Origin of the sequence: Pseudomonas paraeruginosa PA7, assembly GCF_000017205.1 — a bacterium.
GTDB lineage: Bacteria > Pseudomonadota > Gammaproteobacteria > Pseudomonadales > Pseudomonadaceae > Pseudomonas > Pseudomonas paraeruginosa.
Genome location: NC_009656.1, coordinates 2,367,519 through 2,383,278 on the forward strand (window position 1 = coordinate 2,367,519; position 15,760 = coordinate 2,383,278).

At 67.9% G+C, this 15,760-nt stretch carries 14 protein-coding genes; 3 read left to right on the top strand and 11 right to left on the bottom strand.

All coding sequences use genetic code 11. The features are described 5' to 3' along the window. Nucleotides 1-22: 22 nt before the first annotated feature. Nucleotides 23-814 carry a crotonase/enoyl-CoA hydratase family protein gene (locus PSPA7_RS11085; RefSeq protein ID WP_012075268.1) on the bottom strand — a complete coding sequence of 264 codons (792 nt, stop codon included), beginning with the start codon at nucleotides 812-814 and terminating at the stop codon, nucleotides 23-25. A 341-nt stretch (nucleotides 815-1,155) separates the two neighbouring features. Here PSPA7_RS11085 and PSPA7_RS11090 point away from each other — a divergent pair, with 341 nt between their 5' ends. Then, nucleotides 1,156-2,817: a DEAD/DEAH box helicase gene (locus PSPA7_RS11090; RefSeq protein WP_012075269.1), complete on the top strand. Its 1,662-nt coding sequence runs from the start codon at nucleotides 1,156-1,158 to the stop codon at nucleotides 2,815-2,817. A gap of 378 nt (nucleotides 2,818-3,195) precedes the next feature. On the opposite strand, the gene PSPA7_RS11095 is transcribed toward PSPA7_RS11090, so the two are convergent. From PSPA7_RS11095 to PSPA7_RS11120, 6 genes are all read right to left on the bottom strand, one after another. Continuing rightward, nucleotides 3,196-3,966, bottom strand: coding sequence for a DODA-type extradiol aromatic ring-opening family dioxygenase (locus PSPA7_RS11095; RefSeq protein ID WP_012075270.1), 771 nt, complete (start codon nucleotides 3,964-3,966; stop codon nucleotides 3,196-3,198). 90 nt (nucleotides 3,967-4,056) lie between these two features. Next, nucleotides 4,057-5,004: a LysR family transcriptional regulator gene (locus PSPA7_RS11100; RefSeq protein WP_012075271.1), complete on the bottom strand. Its 948-nt coding sequence runs from the start codon at nucleotides 5,002-5,004 to the stop codon at nucleotides 4,057-4,059. Nucleotides 5,005-5,037: 33 nt separating this feature from the next. Beyond that, on the bottom strand, nucleotides 5,038-6,477 hold the full coding sequence (locus PSPA7_RS11105) for an efflux transporter outer membrane subunit (RefSeq protein WP_012075272.1): 1,440 nt from the start codon (nucleotides 6,475-6,477) through the stop codon (nucleotides 5,038-5,040). Next, entirely contained in the window at nucleotides 6,474-7,532 is a 1,059-nt protein-coding gene (locus PSPA7_RS11110; RefSeq protein WP_012075273.1) for an HlyD family secretion protein, read from the bottom strand. The genes PSPA7_RS11105 and PSPA7_RS11110 overlap by 4 nt, the downstream gene beginning before the upstream one ends. An 11-nt stretch (nucleotides 7,533-7,543) precedes the next feature. Next, nucleotides 7,544-9,178 (bottom strand): MFS transporter, encoded by a 1,635-nt coding sequence (locus PSPA7_RS11115; protein WP_012075274.1) that lies wholly within the window; start codon nucleotides 9,176-9,178, stop codon nucleotides 7,544-7,546. Nucleotides 9,179-9,326: 148 nt separating this feature from the next. Then, entirely contained in the window at nucleotides 9,327-10,286 is a 960-nt protein-coding gene (locus PSPA7_RS11120) for a LysR family transcriptional regulator (RefSeq protein ID WP_003158055.1), read from the bottom strand. Between the two features lie 128 nt (nucleotides 10,287-10,414). On the opposite strand from PSPA7_RS11120, the gene PSPA7_RS11125 reads away from it, so the two are divergent. Then, complete coding sequence (locus PSPA7_RS11125) at nucleotides 10,415-10,861, top strand: universal stress protein (RefSeq protein WP_012075275.1); 447 nt, start codon at nucleotides 10,415-10,417, stop codon at nucleotides 10,859-10,861. 54 nt (nucleotides 10,862-10,915) lie between these two features. After that, on the top strand, nucleotides 10,916-11,572 hold the full coding sequence (locus tag PSPA7_RS11130) for a thiopurine S-methyltransferase (protein ID WP_003156222.1): 657 nt from the start codon (nucleotides 10,916-10,918) through the stop codon (nucleotides 11,570-11,572). A gap of 31 nt (nucleotides 11,573-11,603) precedes the next feature. Here the strand turns inward: PSPA7_RS11130 and PSPA7_RS11135 are convergent, their stop codons facing one another. From PSPA7_RS11135 to PSPA7_RS11150, 4 genes are all read right to left on the bottom strand, one after another. Continuing rightward, entirely contained in the window at nucleotides 11,604-12,731 is a 1,128-nt protein-coding gene (locus tag PSPA7_RS11135) for a M14 family metallopeptidase (protein ID WP_012075276.1), read from the bottom strand. A 140-nt stretch (nucleotides 12,732-12,871) separates the two neighbouring features. After that, on the bottom strand, nucleotides 12,872-13,747 hold the full coding sequence (gene htpX / locus PSPA7_RS11140; RefSeq protein WP_003090915.1) for a protease HtpX: 876 nt from the start codon (nucleotides 13,745-13,747) through the stop codon (nucleotides 12,872-12,874). Between the two features lie 133 nt (nucleotides 13,748-13,880). Next, complete coding sequence (locus tag PSPA7_RS11145; RefSeq protein WP_012075277.1) at nucleotides 13,881-14,333, bottom strand: hypothetical protein; 453 nt, start codon at nucleotides 14,331-14,333, stop codon at nucleotides 13,881-13,883. Between the two features lie 52 nt (nucleotides 14,334-14,385). After that, nucleotides 14,386-15,597, bottom strand: a complete 1,212-nt coding sequence (locus PSPA7_RS11150) for a pyridoxal phosphate-dependent aminotransferase (RefSeq protein ID WP_012075278.1) — start codon at nucleotides 15,595-15,597, stop codon at nucleotides 14,386-14,388. Nucleotides 15,598-15,760 lie beyond the last annotated feature (163 nt).

Consider the following 15,760-nt stretch of genomic DNA (forward strand, 5'->3'; position numbering starts at 1 on the left):
GGCGCGTAGGCAAGGGCCTGGCCTAGCGTCCTTCGAAGCGTCCCGGGCGGCGTTCCTGGAGCGCGCGCAGGCCTTCCTTGGCGTCCTCGCTGTCGAGCAGGCGCCTGGCGGCTTCCGGCAACGCAGCGGCGGCGACCGCTTCGCCTTCCAACAGGGCCTGGCGCGCCGAGCCGAGGGTGGCGCGCACGCCCAGCGGCGCCTGGGCCGCGACCCGTTCGGCGAGGGCGACGGCGTGGTCGAGGAGGTCTTCCGGGGCGGTGACTTCCTGCACCAGGCCGAGACGATAGGCTTCGTGGGCGTCGAATTCGTCGCCGGTGAGCAGCCAGCGCATGGCGTTGCCCCAGCCGGCGACCTGGTGCATGCGCAGCGTCGCGCCGCCGAACGGGAGGATCCCGCGCTGTACTTCCAGCTGGGCGAAACGCGCGGTGCTGGCGCAGAGATTGATGTCGGCGGCGAGCATTAGCTCGATGCCGATGGTGTAGCAATAGCCCTGCACCGCCAGCACCAGCGGTTTGGACAGGCGTCGGCCGCCGAAGGTACCCCAGGGGTCGACGGCGCCCTCGGGAAGCTTCCAGCCCTGGCGAAAGGTCTCGCCGACATTGGCCAGGTCGAGCCCGGCGGTGAAATGCTCGCCATGGGCGAAGAGCAGGGCGCAGCGCAACTGGTCGTCGGCCTCGTATTCGCCGAGGGCGGCGACCAGGTCGTCGAGCATCGGCAGGTCGAAGGCGTTGCGCTTGGCGACGCGGTCGAGGCCGAGCAGCAGCAGGTGGCCACGCCGTTCGCGGCTGATGCGTCCGGGGGAGGTGTCGTTCATGCGGCGATTTCCTGGCGGGGGCGGGCAACGTCGGTATAGACGTATGCAAACGGGATGTCCATTGTCAGCTCCTCTGACGACGCATGTCGGAAAAAACGCACACAAACGACAAAATTCCGGTATGATGCGCGCCGGTCAAAAACGACCCCGTTCAGGACCTGCATTTTTCGGAGCGCTGTGCTCTGGCTGTGTATCCGCTCTGCGGATCTCCTTTACGTAATCTTCTAATTCAAAAGCAATCTCGCAAATCCCGCCCCAGCTGCCTGGGTGGCCGTTCTGGCCGTACAGGGCATGAGCAGCCATGGGTCATGGGTCTTTGCGGATGTATACGAGGCAAACCCATGACTCAGGAAACCGTCGGCTTCGCCGCGCTCGGTATTCACCCCAATGTGCTCGCGGCAATCACCGCCGTAGGCTATGAAGAGCCTTCGCCTATCCAGGCTCAATCGATTCCGCTGATCCTCGAAGGTCACGACATGATTGGCCAGGCGCAGACCGGCACCGGCAAGACCGCCGCCTTCGCCCTGCCGCTGCTGTCGCGCATCGACCCGAGCCGCCGCGAGCCGCAGATGCTGGTGCTGGTGCCGACCCGCGAGCTGGCCCTGCAGGTCGCCACCGCCTGCGAAACCTATTCCAAGCAGTTGCCGGGCGTCGGCGTGGTCGCCGTCTACGGTGGCGCACCCATGGGCCCGCAACTGAAGGCCCTGCGCCAGGGCGCGCAGATCCTCGTCGCTACCCCCGGCCGCCTGTGCGATCACCTGCGCCGCGACGAGAAGCTGCTGGCCACCGTCCAGCGCCTGGTGCTCGACGAGGCCGACGAGATGCTCAAGCTCGGCTTCATGGACGATCTCGAAGTGATCTTCGAGGCGCTGCCCGAGTCGCGCCAGACCGTGCTCTTCTCGGCGACCCTGCCGGCCTCCATCCGTGGCATCGCCGAGCGTCACCTGAAGCAGCCGAAGCACGTCAAGATCGCCGCCAAGACCCAGACCGTGGCGCGCATCGAGCAGGTCCACCTGATGGTCCATGCCGACCAGAAGGCCGGTTCGATCCAGCGCCTGCTGGAAGTCGAGCAGTTCGACGCGCTGATCGCCTTCGTCCGCACCAAGCAGGCCACCCTCGACTACGCCGAGCTGCTGGAGCGCCAGGGCTATCGTGCCGCCGCGCTGAACGGCGACATGCCGCAGGCCCAGCGCGAGCGGGTGATCGAGTCGCTGAAGGACGGCTCGCTGGACATCGTCATCGCCACCGACGTCGCCGCCCGTGGCCTGGACGTGCCGCGCATCACCCATGTACTGAACATCGACATGCCGTACGATCCGGAGTCCTACGTGCACCGCATCGGCCGTACCGGTCGTGCCGGCCGCGAGGGCCGCGCCCTGTTGCTGGTGACCCCGCGCGAGCGGCGCATGCTGCAGGTGATCGAGCGGGTCACCGGGCAGAAGGTCGGCGAGGTTCGCCTGCCGGACCCCGAGACCGTGCTGGAAGCCCGTCTGGCACGCCTGGCCGCGAGCCTCTCGCCGCTGCTGGAGAGCGCCGTCGCGCAGCGCGGCGCGGTGCGCGACGAACTCTGCCGCCGCCTGGACTGCGATGCCGAGACCCTGGCCGCCGCGCTGCTGGCGCGCCTGACCGCCGGCAAGGCGCTGGACCTGGAGTCGGTGCGCCGCGAACAGCCGCTGACCCCTTCGGCGCCGCGTGAGCGTGCCGAGCGCGGTGAGCGTCCCGAGCGCAGCGGCGAACGCCGGCCGATGGCACCGCCGAGCGAAGGCCGGGCCCGCTGCCGCACCGCCCTGGGCGCGCGCGACGGCGTCGCGGCGAAGAACCTGCTGGGCGCGATCCTCAACGAGGGCGGCCTGTCCCGCGAGGACATCGGTCGTATCCAGATCCGCGACACCTTCAGCCTGATCGAGCTGCCCGAGGCCAACCTCGAGCGTTTGCTGACCAAGCTCAAGGACACCCGCGTCGCCGGCAAGGCCCTGCGCCTGCGCCGCTATCGCGAGGACTGAGGTCCAGCGCGATGAAAAAGCCCCGCTTCGGCGGGGCTTTTTCATGGGGCGGGCAGCATGGACTTGATGGTTGCTGGCCAGGCTGCTTTCCGTGCCTGCCCCGGCTTCTCGTTTCGTCCTCCCGGCGAGCCCCTTTGGCAAGCGTCCCAAAGGAAACAAAAGGCTCGCCCAGCCGCCAGGGCAGGCACCACGTCGTGCATGCCAGACCTGCACATACCGAAGCTCTGATCCGCCGCCTATCCATTACATCGCGGATGACGCCTATGGCGTTATTCGCGCTACAGGACTATATCGCTCGCGATTTCCTGGCTGCCAGCCGAGTCCACCCAGCTTGCGGCGGGAAGCCGATGTTCTCCGCCAGTCCCACGAGAAACCCTGTCAATCGAAGCGATAGATATCCATCCCCAGCGAGCCCAGGGTAAAGCCGCTGTGCTCGACGCGCATATCGCCGCCGCCTGCGCCGCGGGCGAAGAACAGCGGCAGCAGATGCTCGTCGCTGGGGTGGTTGCGCGCCGCCCAGGGCGCCTGCCGGCGGTAATCGTGGAGCGCGGCTTCGTCGTCGGCCTGGAGCTTTTCCACCATCCAATCACGGAACTCCCGCGCCCAGGGCGCGATGGCTTCCGGCCCGGCGTGCCAGTCCAGTTCGCCGAGGTTGTGGGTGATGCTGCCGGAGCCGATCAGCAGCACGCCTTCCCCGCGCAGCTGGCGCAGGGCCTGGCCGACGCGGGTCTGCAGGGCCGCGCCGAGGCGGCTGGGCAGGGACAGTTGCAGCACCGGGATGTCCGCCTGCGGATACATCAGGCTCAGTGGCACCCAGGTGCCGTGGTCGAGCGGACGCCGGGGGTCGGCCTGCGCCGGCAGGCCGCCGGCCTCGAGCAGGTCGATGACCCGCTGCGCCAGCGCCGGCGCGCCCTGGGCCGGGTAGCGTACGGCGTACAGGGCCGGCGGGAAGCCATAGAAGTCGTGCCAGATGCCCGGCGTGGCGGCGCTGGTCACCCGCAGATCGTCGCTTTCCCAGTGCGCGGAAACCACCAGGATCGCCCTGGGGCGTGGCAGTTCCGTGGCCAGGCAGCGCAGCTGCACGCCGCTGGGGCCCGGGTCGAGGGCAAGCATCGGCGAGCCGTGGGAGATGTAGAGAGTCGGTAGCATGATTCACCTCGTGACTCGGATGAGCCATGTTCCTCCGCGCATAGATCGAAAACCAGTATATGTTTTCGAGAATTCCCATCGATCAGCTCGCTAGGTCCAGCCCGGCGCCCAGTGACGGCGGTCGTCGAGGATCGCCCGGTCTCGTTCGAGCGCCAGGGGCAGGCGTTCCCTGAGGAAGTCGATCCAGGTGCGGATCTTCGCGTCGAGGTAGCGCCGCGACGGATACAGGGCGAAGACCTCGCGCGGCAGCAGCCGGTAGTCGGGCAGCACGCGCAGCAGGCGACCGTCCTGCAACGCCCGGGCGGCGACGAAGCCGGGCAGCAGGCAGACGCCGAGTCCGGCGCTGGCGGCGAGGCAGGCGGCTTCGGGGAGATTGACCTTGAGCACGTCGCGGACCTCGACGCGCGCCTCGGCCCCGTCGTGGACGAAGGACCAGGCCTGCGCACCGGACGCCCCGGCGATCTGCAGGCAGCGATGGTGCCGCAGCTCCCATGGGGACCGCGGGGCGCCGTGCCGTTCCAGGTAGGCCGGGGCGGCACAGGCCACGCTGAACACGTGGCCGAGCTCGCGGGCGACCAGCGACGAGTCGGGCAGCGCGCGGCCGAGGACGACCAGCATGTCCAGCCCTTCGTCGAGCAGTGCCGGGCTGTCCTGGGTCAGCGACAGGTCGACGCAGACCTCCGGGTACCGGTCCAGGTAGTCGGCCAGCAGCGGCATCAGGTGTCCGAGGCCGAGTTCGGTAGCCGCGTGGACGCGCAGGCGACCGCTGGGGTGCGACTGGCTGTCTTCGACGTCCGCCGCCGCGGCGGCGACCGTGCGCAGGATCTGCTTGCAGTGTTCGTAGTAGCGCAGCCCGGTTTCGGTCACCACCACGCTGCGCGTGTTGCGCTGCAGCAGGCGTGCCGAGAGTGCCTGTTCGAGCCCGGCGACCTGCCGCGAAACGGTTGCCGGCGAGGTGCCCAGCAGGCGGGCGGCCTGGGTGAAGCTGCCGTGCTCCACCACGCGGACGAAGGTTCGTATGCCCTGCAGCAGGTCCATGTCCTAATCCTTCATCGTCACGCGCAGCGACGTTCAGCCCGAGGCTGCGTCTTCCGCCTGGCTCCAGCCGCCCCCCAGGGCCTTGTACAGGTTGACCAGGGTCAGCGAGACCGCTTCGACGCTGCCGACCTGCTGCTCCTGGTTGTCCAGCAGTTGCCGCTGGCTGTCGAGCACGCTGAGGAAATCCACCGCGCCGGCGCGGTACTGTTCGCGGGCGCTTTCCAGGGCGCGGCGGTTCTGCATCACGGCTTCGCCGAGGCGTTCCTGGCGGCGCTGGTTGGCGGCGTAGTCGTGCATCGCGTCGTCGACTTCCTGCCAGGCACGGAGCACGGTGCGCTGGTAGTCGATGGCGGCTTCCTGTTGCTGTGCCTCGCGTAGCTCCAGGCGTCCGCGCAGGCGTCCGCCTTCGAAGATCGGCAGGCTGAACGCGGGGCCGATGGCGAACTGGCGATGGTCCCAGTCGCCCAGGCTGGACAGTTGCAGGGATTCGAAACCGAAGTTGCCGTTGAGCGTGATGCGCGGATAGAAGTCCGCCTTGGCCACGCCGATGCTGGCGGTAGCGGCGTGCAGGCGTGCTTCGGCAATGCGGATGTCGGGGCGGCGCTGGGCCAGTTCGGACGGCAGGCCGACCGGCACGCTGCCCGGCGGACGCGGAATCTCCCGCGCCGGGCCGAGTTCGGCGAGCAGGCTGCCGGGGCTGGCGCCGACCAGGTAGCCGAGGGCGTTGAGCAGATGCGCCTGGCGCTTCTCCAGTTCCGGCAGGCGCGCCTCCATGCTGGCCACCTGGGCCAGCGCCTGGGCCACCTCGAGATCGGTGGCGACGCCGTTGGCCAGGCGCGTGCGGGTCAGCTCCAGGCTGCGACGGGCGGTTTCGAGGTTGTCTCGGACGATCCGCTCGCGGTTCTGTTCGCCGCGCAACTGGATATAGTCGCGCGCGGCTTCCGCCAGCACCGAGACCTGTACGTCGCGCAGTTCGTTCTCGCTGGCTTCCACCGTCGCGTCGGCGGCTTCCAGCTCGCGGCGCACGCGGCCCCAGAAGTCCAGCTCCCAGGAGGCGTCGAAGCCGGCCAGGGCGTGGTTGTAGTTGCCTTTGCCGGCCTTGCCGGAGGGATCGAACAGGCCGGCGCTGGTGGTCCGTTGACGCTGGTAGGTGCCGCTGGCGTCCACCGAGGGCAGGGCGTCGCCGCCCAGGCTGTGGCGGATCGCGCGGCTCTGCTGCAGGCGCGCCGCGGCGCTGCGCAGGTCGAGGTTGGTGCGCTGCACGCGTTCGAGCAGGGCACTCAGCCGCGCGTCGCCGAACAGCGTCCACCACTGTGCCGCGAGCGGCGCGGCGGCGAGCCGGCTGGGCGTGTCGTGGGCGGTCGGCTGCGGCCAGGCGGCCGGCGCATCCTGGGCGGGCCGGGTGAAGTCGGGGCCGAGGCTGCAGGCGCCGAGCGCAAGGCTGGCAATAAGCAGGAGCGGAGTGCCTTTCATTGCTGGGCGACCTCGGCGGTGGCGGTACCGGTATCGATCCGCGCATCCACCGACATTCCTACCCGCAGCCTTCCAACCAGCGCCTGGCGCGGTTCGAGGAGGATCTTCACGGGGATCCGCTGGACCACCTTGGTGAAGTTGCCGGTGGCGTTGTCCGGGGCGATCGGCGCGAAGCTCAGGCCGGTGGCCGGGGCGATGCTGTCGACGTGACCGCGCAGGACCTCGCCGGGGAAGGTGTCGACGCGGATTTCCACGGCCTGGCCGGGGCGCACGTGGGTCAGCTGGGTTTCCTGGAAGTTGCCGACCACATAGGCCTGCTGCAGCGGCACAACCGCCAGCAGTGCGCTGCCCGGGGTGACATAGGCGCCGACGCGCAACTGGCGGCGGCCGACCATGCCGTCGAAGGGGGCGCGGATCTCGCAGTAGGACAGGTCCAGGCGCGCCTGGTCGCGCCGCGCCTGCATGCGCTGCAGGTCACCGCGGGCCTGGCCGACACGGGCTTCGAGGACGCTCACCTGCTTGCGCGTGGCGTCCACCGCAGCCTGGTCCTCGGCCAGCCGGGCGCTGGCGGTATCGATCCGCGACTGCGCCTGCTGGGCGTTCTGCAGGCTGCCGGCGCCCTTGCTGGCGAGGGTCTGGTAGCGGCTTTGCTCGTGTCGGGCGAAGACCAGCTCGGCCTGGCCGGCGCGGACCTTGGCCCGCGCCTGTTCGATCAGCGCCTGCTGGCGTTGCAGGTTGGCCTCGGCATTGGCCAGGTTGGCCTCGGCGCCGAGCACATCGGCCTCGGCGGCGGCCAGGGCGGTGCGGAAGTCGCGGTCGTCTAGGCGGGCGAGCAACTGGCCGGCCTTGACCGGCTGATTGTCCTCGACCAGCACGTCCTGGACGAAGCCGGCGACTTTCGGTGCGACCAGGGTGAAATCGGCGTGCACATAGGCGTCGTCGGTGCTCTGCACGACCCGTGGGGAGAGCAGGTGGAACAGCAGGTAGACCAGCAGGATCAGGACCAGCAGGGCGGCGAGCAGCAGGCTGCCCTTGCGCGAAGTGATGAACGACATACAGCGACCTTTCAGTGTGTGGGAGCGACCGGGCGGGGCGGATAGGCCCGTTGCGGCAGGATCGGAATCAGGATCAGCAGGGCGCAGGCCAGGCCGGCCATCGCCATCAGCACGTCGGCGTTGGCCAGCACCTGGGCCTGTTGGCGGGCCTGTTCGGCCAGGTGCTGCCAGTGCGCGGCGGAGTCGGCGCCCGGTTGCAGGCCGGCGATCTGTTGCAGGCGCAGTTCGACAGCCTGGGACGCATTGCCCAGGTGATCGACCAGGCGGTTGGAGTGATAGTGCTCGCGGGCGGTGCCGAGGGCGCCGATTACCGCGGTGGCGGCTACCCCCGAGAAGCCGCGGACGGTGTTGAACCAGGCCGAGGCGAACGGCCCCTCGATGGGCGCGATGACGCTGGTGGAAAGCATCAGCAGCGGAATCACCGCCATCGGCTGGCCGACCACCAGCAACAGCATCGGCAGGTAGAAATCCTCACGCACCCAGTCCGCCGTCAGCTGGCTGAAGCTCAGGCAGGCACCGCCGCACAGGCACAGGCCACAGGCCAGCACCCAGCGACAGTCGACCCGCGGGATATTGCACAGCGCCGCCACCAGCGGCAGCGCGACCAGCTGCGGCAGGGCCAGCAGGAGCACCATCGGTACGCTTTGCAGGGGGCGATAGCCGCGGATCTCGGCGAGGAACTCGGTCGGCACGCCCAGGCTCGCGCCGAGCACCACCAGCACGCCGGCCAGGGTGATGAGGGCGAAGGTCAGGTTGCGCCGTTTCAGCAATTGCAGACGGAAGAACGGTAGCGGGTGGCTCCATTCATTGACCAGGAACAGCACCAGCAACAGGCTGCCGCCGCCCAGCAGCAGGCCGATCAGCGGCGATTCGAACCAGTCCAGGCGTTCGCCCTGGAGCAGCCCGATCACCAGTGCGCAGATCGCCGGGAAGCCGGTGAGCAGGCCGATCCCGTCGAACTGGCGGAAGCGCTCCAGGCGCACCGGGTCCTGCGGAATGCCGTAGGACACCGCGGCCATCGCCACCAGGCACAGCGGAATGACCTGCCAGAATACCCACTGCCAGCCGACGTATTCGAACCAGAACGCCGCCAGCGGCAGGCCCAGGTTGGGCCCGAAGGTGGCGGTGAGGGCGTAGGCCCCCAGGCCGTAGAGCTTGATGCCCGGCGGCAGGAAGCGCAGCGCCACGGTCATCAGCATCGGCGGCAGGCAGCCGGCCATCAGTCCCTGCAGGGTACGCAGTGCCAGCAGGCTCTCGAGGTTCGGTGCGAACGGGCAGAGCAGCGCCAGCAGGGCGAAGCCGCCGATGGCGAACAGGGTGAAGCGGCGCAGCGAGAAGGTCACCGAGCACCAGGGCGCGAAAGCCATGGCGGCGACCTGGGTGGCCTCGTAGAGGACGGTCAGCCAGGTGCCTTCGTCATGGCCGATGGCGAGGGCGCCACGCACGTCGGTCATGGCGATCTCGGTGACATGGCCGTTGAGGCCGGCGCTGAGCGAGGCGAGCAGGACACCGAGCAGGCCGATGACGATGCGCGCGCCGAACGGCTGCGCGACCGGGGCGGTTGGTGTGGACGGCGTCGCCTGCGCGACCGGGGCGGTTGGTGTGGACGGCGTCGCCTGGGCGAGCGGGGGGCTGAACGAGGTCATTGCCGCGCCCTCCCGGGGGAGGCGGCGGCCCTGTGGATGATGCAAGGCATGAGCGGAAACTCTTCTGATTTCCGCTGCAGTCTAGGGAGCTACAGGAAGTGTGAAAATTGAAATGATTTGAATGAATCAGTGTGTCCAGTGCACGATTTCAGTTCGAGCCCAGCAGCGGGTGGGGATCGTTCTGCACCTCCTCGCAGATCCGCTTGATGGTCTGCCGGAACCAGCGATGGGCGGGGTCGTTGTCGAAGCGCGGATGCCAGGCCTGGACCACCATCACGGTCTTCAGCGGTACCGGGATGTCGAACTGGCGCAGGCCCAGGCCCAGGCGATTGGCGCGCCACAGGGAATGTTCGGCGATCGGCAGCAGCAGGTTGGAGCCGGGCAGGGCGAAGATCGCCGAGTGGAAGGTCGGGCTGATCAGCTTGACATCGCGCTCCAGGCCGATTTCCGCCAGGGCCTGGTCCAGGGGGCCGTGGTTGAGGCCGCGGCGCGAGACGGCGATATGCGGGAAGGCGACGAAGCGCTGCGGGGTGACCTCGCCGTCGAAGATCGGATGACCCTGGCGGGCCAGGCCGACGAAGCGGGTGGTAAGCAGTTGCTGGGTCTTGACCTCCGGCTCCATCCAGGACGAAGCGCCGATGTAGAGATCGATGCGGTTTTGCCGCAGCGCCTCGTCATCGATGTCCGACTCCTGGACGAAGCGCAGCGTGCAGCGTGGCGCTTCCTCGGCGAAGATCTCCAGCAGGCGGATCGACAGGCCGCCGACCAGGGTGTTGTTGGAGCGCAGGGTGAAGCAGCGTTCCAGTTTGTCCAGTTCGATGGTTTCGCGGGTGTTGAACAGGTCGCGGGCCTGGTCCACCAGTTGCTTCACCTGTTCCTGCAATTCCAGGGCGCGGGGTGTGGGCACCAGCTTGCGGCCGGCGCGGACCATGATCGGGTCGCCTACCGCCTCGCGGATTCGCGACAGGGTGCGGCTCATCGCCGGAGGACTGAGATGCATGCGGCGCGCGGCTCCGACCACGCTGCCCTCTTCGAGAAGAATGTTGAGGGCGACCAGGAGATTCAGATCGGGAAGATGCATGGTCTGGAAGTATAGGCGGGCTGGCATGCGTCCTGTGCAATCTTTTTTCCGGCCAGGCGTGCGTTCACCGCACGCCTGGATTGCGTCCGCGGTGCCTTTACGCGCGCCCTGGGCTGCCGAAGAATGCCGCGGCCATCACTGCCGGAGGATTTTCCATGTTCCAGAGACTCCTGGTCGCCATCGACGGCGGCCCGCAGACCTGTCGCATCGCCGAGCTGGCGCGCCGGGCCGCCGCGCCGGGCGCGCGGATCCAGCTATTGTGCGCGGTGGATGCCGGCTACGCCCTGCCGGGACGGCCGACGCTGCTCGACTACCCGCCCGCCGCGCACGAGTGCGAGGAAGCCCGACAGGTGCTCGACGAGGCTCGCGCGCTGCTCGCCGGAGAGGCGCTGCAGGTAGAGGCCGAGCTGCGCGCCGGCGACCCGGTGCAGGTGATCCTCGGCGAGGCGCGGCGCCTGGACTGCGACCTGATCGTCATCGGCCACCGCCACCTCGGGCGCCTGGAGCGCCTGCTCGATCCTTCCGTCGGCAACCGGGTGATCCGCGAGGCGCCGTGCCCGGTGCTGGTGGAAGTGCGCGAGGAGGATGCGCGGGGGAGTTGACCTGCCGGCCGATTGCCGCCACCTTGCGGTTTTTCCACGAATGCGGAGGGCAGGATGCAGGCGGATTTTTGGCACGCCCGCTGGGCGAACAACCAGATCGGCTTCCATCTGGACGAGGTCAATCCCTACCTGATGCGCCACCTGTCGCGGCTGCGACTGCAAGCGGGCGAGCAGGTCCTGGTGCCGCTGTGCGGCAAGACCCTGGACCTGGCCTGGCTGGCCGCGCAGGGCCTGGATGTGCTGGGGGTGGAGCTTTCGGAAAAGGCCGTGAGCGATTTCTTCGCGGAGAACGGCCTGCAACCGGCGATCGACCAGATGGATGGCTTCCGTCGCTACCGGGCCGCCGGCATCACCCTGCTGCAGGGGGACTTCTTCGCTCTGCAGTCCGGGCACCTGGCAGGGTGCCGCGCGTTCTACGACCGCGCCGCGCTGATCGCCTTGCCGCCGGATATGCGCGAGCGCTATGCCGGCCATCTGCAGGCGATCCTGCCGGCGCGCAGCCTGGGGCTGCTGGTCACCATCGACTATCCGCAGGGGGAAATGGCCGGGCCGCCGTTCGCCGTGCCCGACGCCGAGGTGCGTGAGCATTACGCCGCGGGCTGGCGCATCGAGGAACTGGAGCGCGGCGACGTGCTCGGCGTCAACTGGAAGTTCCTCGAGCGCGGGGTGTCCTGGCTGAACGAAGCCGTCTACCTGCTGCAGAGAGGTTGAAACGGGGCGCCCCGTGGCGCCCCGCTGGAGTTCAGCGAAGTTCGTCGACCAGCGTTGCGAGGGTGCTCAGGACGTCCTGGCCGAGGCGCTTGGAGCGAGCGCCGGACCAGCCGGTACCCGGCTCCGGGTTATCGTCGTGGTCCTTGAACGGCATCTCGATGGTGAACGCCAGGCAATCGTAGGTCTGCCCGACGAAATTGCAGGCCAGCGCCAGGTTGGCCTGGCCCGGCGCGCTGCGCGGATAGCCGTGGCGGGTCTGGAACTCGCCGCGGGCCATCAGTTCGTCACGGAAGCGCTGTTCGAGGCGCTCCAGGCGCGGCGTATAGCCCGGGTTGCCTTCGCAGCCGGCGGCGAACACGTGGGGGATCTCCTCGTCGCCGTGGATGTCGAGGAACAGGTCGACGCCATGGCGCTTCATCTCCTGCTGGACGAACAAGACTTCCGGGCTGCGCTCGGCGCTCGGCTCCAGCCAGGCGCGGTTGAGATCCTGGCCGGCGGCGTTGGTGCGCAGGTTGCCGTGGAGCGCGCCGTCCGGGTTCATGTTCGGCACCAGGTAGAGTTCGGCTTTTTCCAGCAGGCGCTGCATTTCCGTATCGTCCGGGCGTTGCAGGCGCTCGATCAGGCCTTCCATGAACCATTCGGCCATGTGCTCGCCGGGATGCTGCTGGGCGATGATCCACAGCTTCAGGCGACTGTCGGGATGGCGCTTGACCCGCAGCAGTTCGATGTCGCGACCTTGCACGCTGGTGCCGACGGCGAGCCGTTCGACGCCCTCGATCCCGAGCGCACGTTCGATCAGGCGGGCATGCCGTTCGCGGCTGTAGGGCTCGAAGTAGGCGAAGCGGACTTCGCTTTCCTCAGGCTCCAGCTGGAAGTGCAGGCCGTCGGCGTCGTACTGCGAAGGCACGCGGAACCAGCGTTCGCCATCGTACGAAGCGACCGCCTGGTAGCCGCTCCAGGCGTGGCTGTAGGCCGACTGGCCGGCGTTGACCAGGGTGAAGCGGTGCTCCGTGGCGGGGAGCATCCCCTCGACCTTGAAGTGGAACCACTGGAAGTGCTGGCTGGCCAGGTCCGGACGGATCGCCAGGCGGATCCGGCGGGGATCGCTGGCATCGATGACCTGGATGTTGCCGCTGTCGAAATCGGCGCGGATCTGCATGGGAACCTCATCGAACGAAAATCACGGACCTGCATGTTCCGGGGCGGATCGGCGGCTGTCAAAGCGACCATGGATAGGTGGCTTTCCCGGCATAAAAAAAGGGCGACCGATGGTCGCCCTGTCCCAAGTGTGAAAGCGGCTCAGCGAGCGCTGGCGCGCAGCGCTTCGATGCGATCTTCCAGCGGCGGGTGGCTCATCAGCAGGCCGGCCAGGCCGTGCTTGAGGCCGCCATTGATGCCGAAGGCGTTCAGGGTGTCGGGCATCTGCACCGGCACGCCCTGTTCCGAACGCAGGCGTTGCAGCGCGGCGATCATCGCGCCGGTGCCGGCGAGGTGGGCGCCGGCGGCGTCGGCGCGGAACTCGCGGCGACGCGAGAACCACATGACGATGATGCTGGCGAGGATGCCGAGCACCAGTTCGGCGAAGATGGTCGCGACGAAGTAGCCGATGCCCGGACCGTCCTCGTTCTTCAGGATGGCCTTGTCGACGAAGTTGCCGAAGATCCGCGCGAAGAACATCACGAAGGTGTTCACCACGCCCTGGATCAACGCCAGGGTGACCATGTCGCCGTTGGCGACGTGGCCGATCTCGTGGGCGAGCACGGCCTTCACCTCATCGGGCGAGAAGCGTTCGAGCAGGCCCTGGCTGACCGCGACCAGCGCGTCGTTCTTGTTCCAGCCGGTGGCGAAGGCGTTGGCCTCGTAGGCGGGGAAGATGCCGACCTCCGGCATCTTGATGCCGGCCTCGCGGGACAGTTCCTCGACGGTCTGCAGCAGCCACTGTTCGTGGCGGGTGCGCGGCTGGCTGATGACTTCGGTACCGGTGCTCATCTTCGCCATCCACTTGGAGATGAACAGCGAGACCAGCGAACCGGCGAAACCGAACACGGCGCAGAAGACCAGCAGGCTGCCGTAATTCTGGCCGGTGAAGCGGTCCACCCCGAGCAGTTTCAGGGTGATGCTGGCAATCACCAGGACTGCCAGGTTGGTGGCCAGGAACAACAGGATGCGCATCATGGTGTAAAGCTTCTCCTCACGGCTGAAGGCACGGAGCATGGTTCGCAGGCCGCTGTGGCGGGCGAACGGGCTCCTGATAATCATGCGGGGTTATATAAGGGGCGGTCCATGGCGATTCAATCGAGGGACTATTTCAAACTGTGTCGCCTTGCGCGCCCAGGCTGCCCTCGAAGAGCAGGCGGGTCAGCCCGGCCAGACATTCGCCGTCGCCCTGCGCCAGCGCCTGGCGCAACTGGTTGGCCAGGCTGGCCTGTTCGCGGCGCACGCTGGCGGGCGCCCCGGCCAGGGCCGCCGCGGCCTGGGGAACGCTGCGGGTAAGTCTTAGGAAGGCTTTTTCGCTGAGTACCGCCTGGTCGAGAGCCTCGTAGTGGATGGTGCTGGCGAAGCGCAGGTAGCCTTCCTCGGCGAGCCAGAGCAGGGCGCCCAGACAACTTTGGTGACGTTTGCTCGGCAGGCCGAACTCATCCGGCGCCTCGCGGCCGACAAGGTCTTCGACGTAGAGCGCGATCTTGCGCGGGAAGGCCTGGTAGAGAAGCAGGAGGCCGCCAGCGGCGTCCTTGTGGAAGTCGTCGATCTGCAGGTCCATGGGCTCGTCATCGGCCAGGGCGGCACCCGCCGGGGTGCCGCGAGGGAGGGGGTTACTGCTGGTAGCCCTTGAGGAAGCTGCCGATGCGCAGGATCGCCTGCTCGAGGTCGTCGACGCGCGGCAGGGTGACCACCCGGAAGTGGTCGGGCCATGGCCAGTTGAAGGCGGTACCCTGGACGATCAGCAGTTTCTCCGAGAGCAGCAGGTCGAGGACGAACTTCTCGTCGTTGTGGATCGGGCAGACCTTCGGGTCGATCCGCGGGAACGCATACAGCGCGCCCATCGGTTTCACGCAGCTGACCCCGGGAATGTCGTTGAGCAGCTCCCAGGCGCGGTTGCGCTGCTCCAGCAGGCGGCCCGGCGGCAGGACCAGGTCATTGATGCTCTGGTAGCCGCCCAGTGCGGTCTGGATCGCGTGCTGCGCCGGGACGTTGGCGCACAGGCGCATGTTGGCGAGGATGTCGAGACCCTCGATGTAGCTCTGCGCCCGCTGCTTGGGCCCGGAGATAGCCAACCAGCCGGAGCGGAACCCCGCCACCCGGTAGGACTTGGACAGGCCGTTGAAGGTCAGGCAGAGCACGTCCGGCGCCAGCGAGGCGGTGGATACGTGGACCGCGCCGTCGTAGAGGATCTTGTCGTAGATCTCGTCGGAGAACAGCACCAGGTTGTGCTGGCGGGCCAGCTCGACCATGCCTTCCAGCACTTCCTTCGAATACACGGCGCCGGTTGGGTTGTTCGGGTTGATGATCACCATCGCCTTGGTGTTCGGAGTGATCTTCGCCCTGATGTCGTCCAGGTCCGGCCACCAGTCGGCCTGCTCGTCGCACAGGTAGTGCACCGGCTTGCCGCCGGCGAGGCTGACCGCGGCGGTCCACAGCGGATAGTCGGGAGCGGGGATCAGCACTTCGTCGCCGTTGTTGAGCAGCGCCTGCATGGACATCACGATCAGCTCGGATACACCGTTGCCGAGATAGATGTCCTCGATGCCGACGCCTTCGACCTGCTTCTGCTGGTAGTACTGCATCACCGCCTTGCGTGCGCTGAACAGGCCCTTGGAGTCGCTGTAGCCCTGGGCGGTCGGCAGGTTGCGGATGACGTCCTGGAGGATTTCCTCGGGAGCTTCGAAACCGAACGGCGCCGGGTTGCCGATGTTCAGCTTGAGGATGCGGTGACCCTCTTCCTCTAGGCGTTTGGCGTGCTTGAGCACCGGCCCGCGAATGTCATAGCAGACGTTGGCGAGCTTGTTCGATTTGCTGACCTGCATGATGTGTCGAGTCCCGAAGTGAGCGAACACCGTGGAACAGGCTGCGAAAAGCGCGGTGGCTCGCGGCTTGGCAGGCTGTAACGCGGATGACAGACTGGCGTCTATAAGGAGCACGCATGATACGTGCGGCCCGCCCCCCGGAAAAGGGAGCGCCGGGCATTTT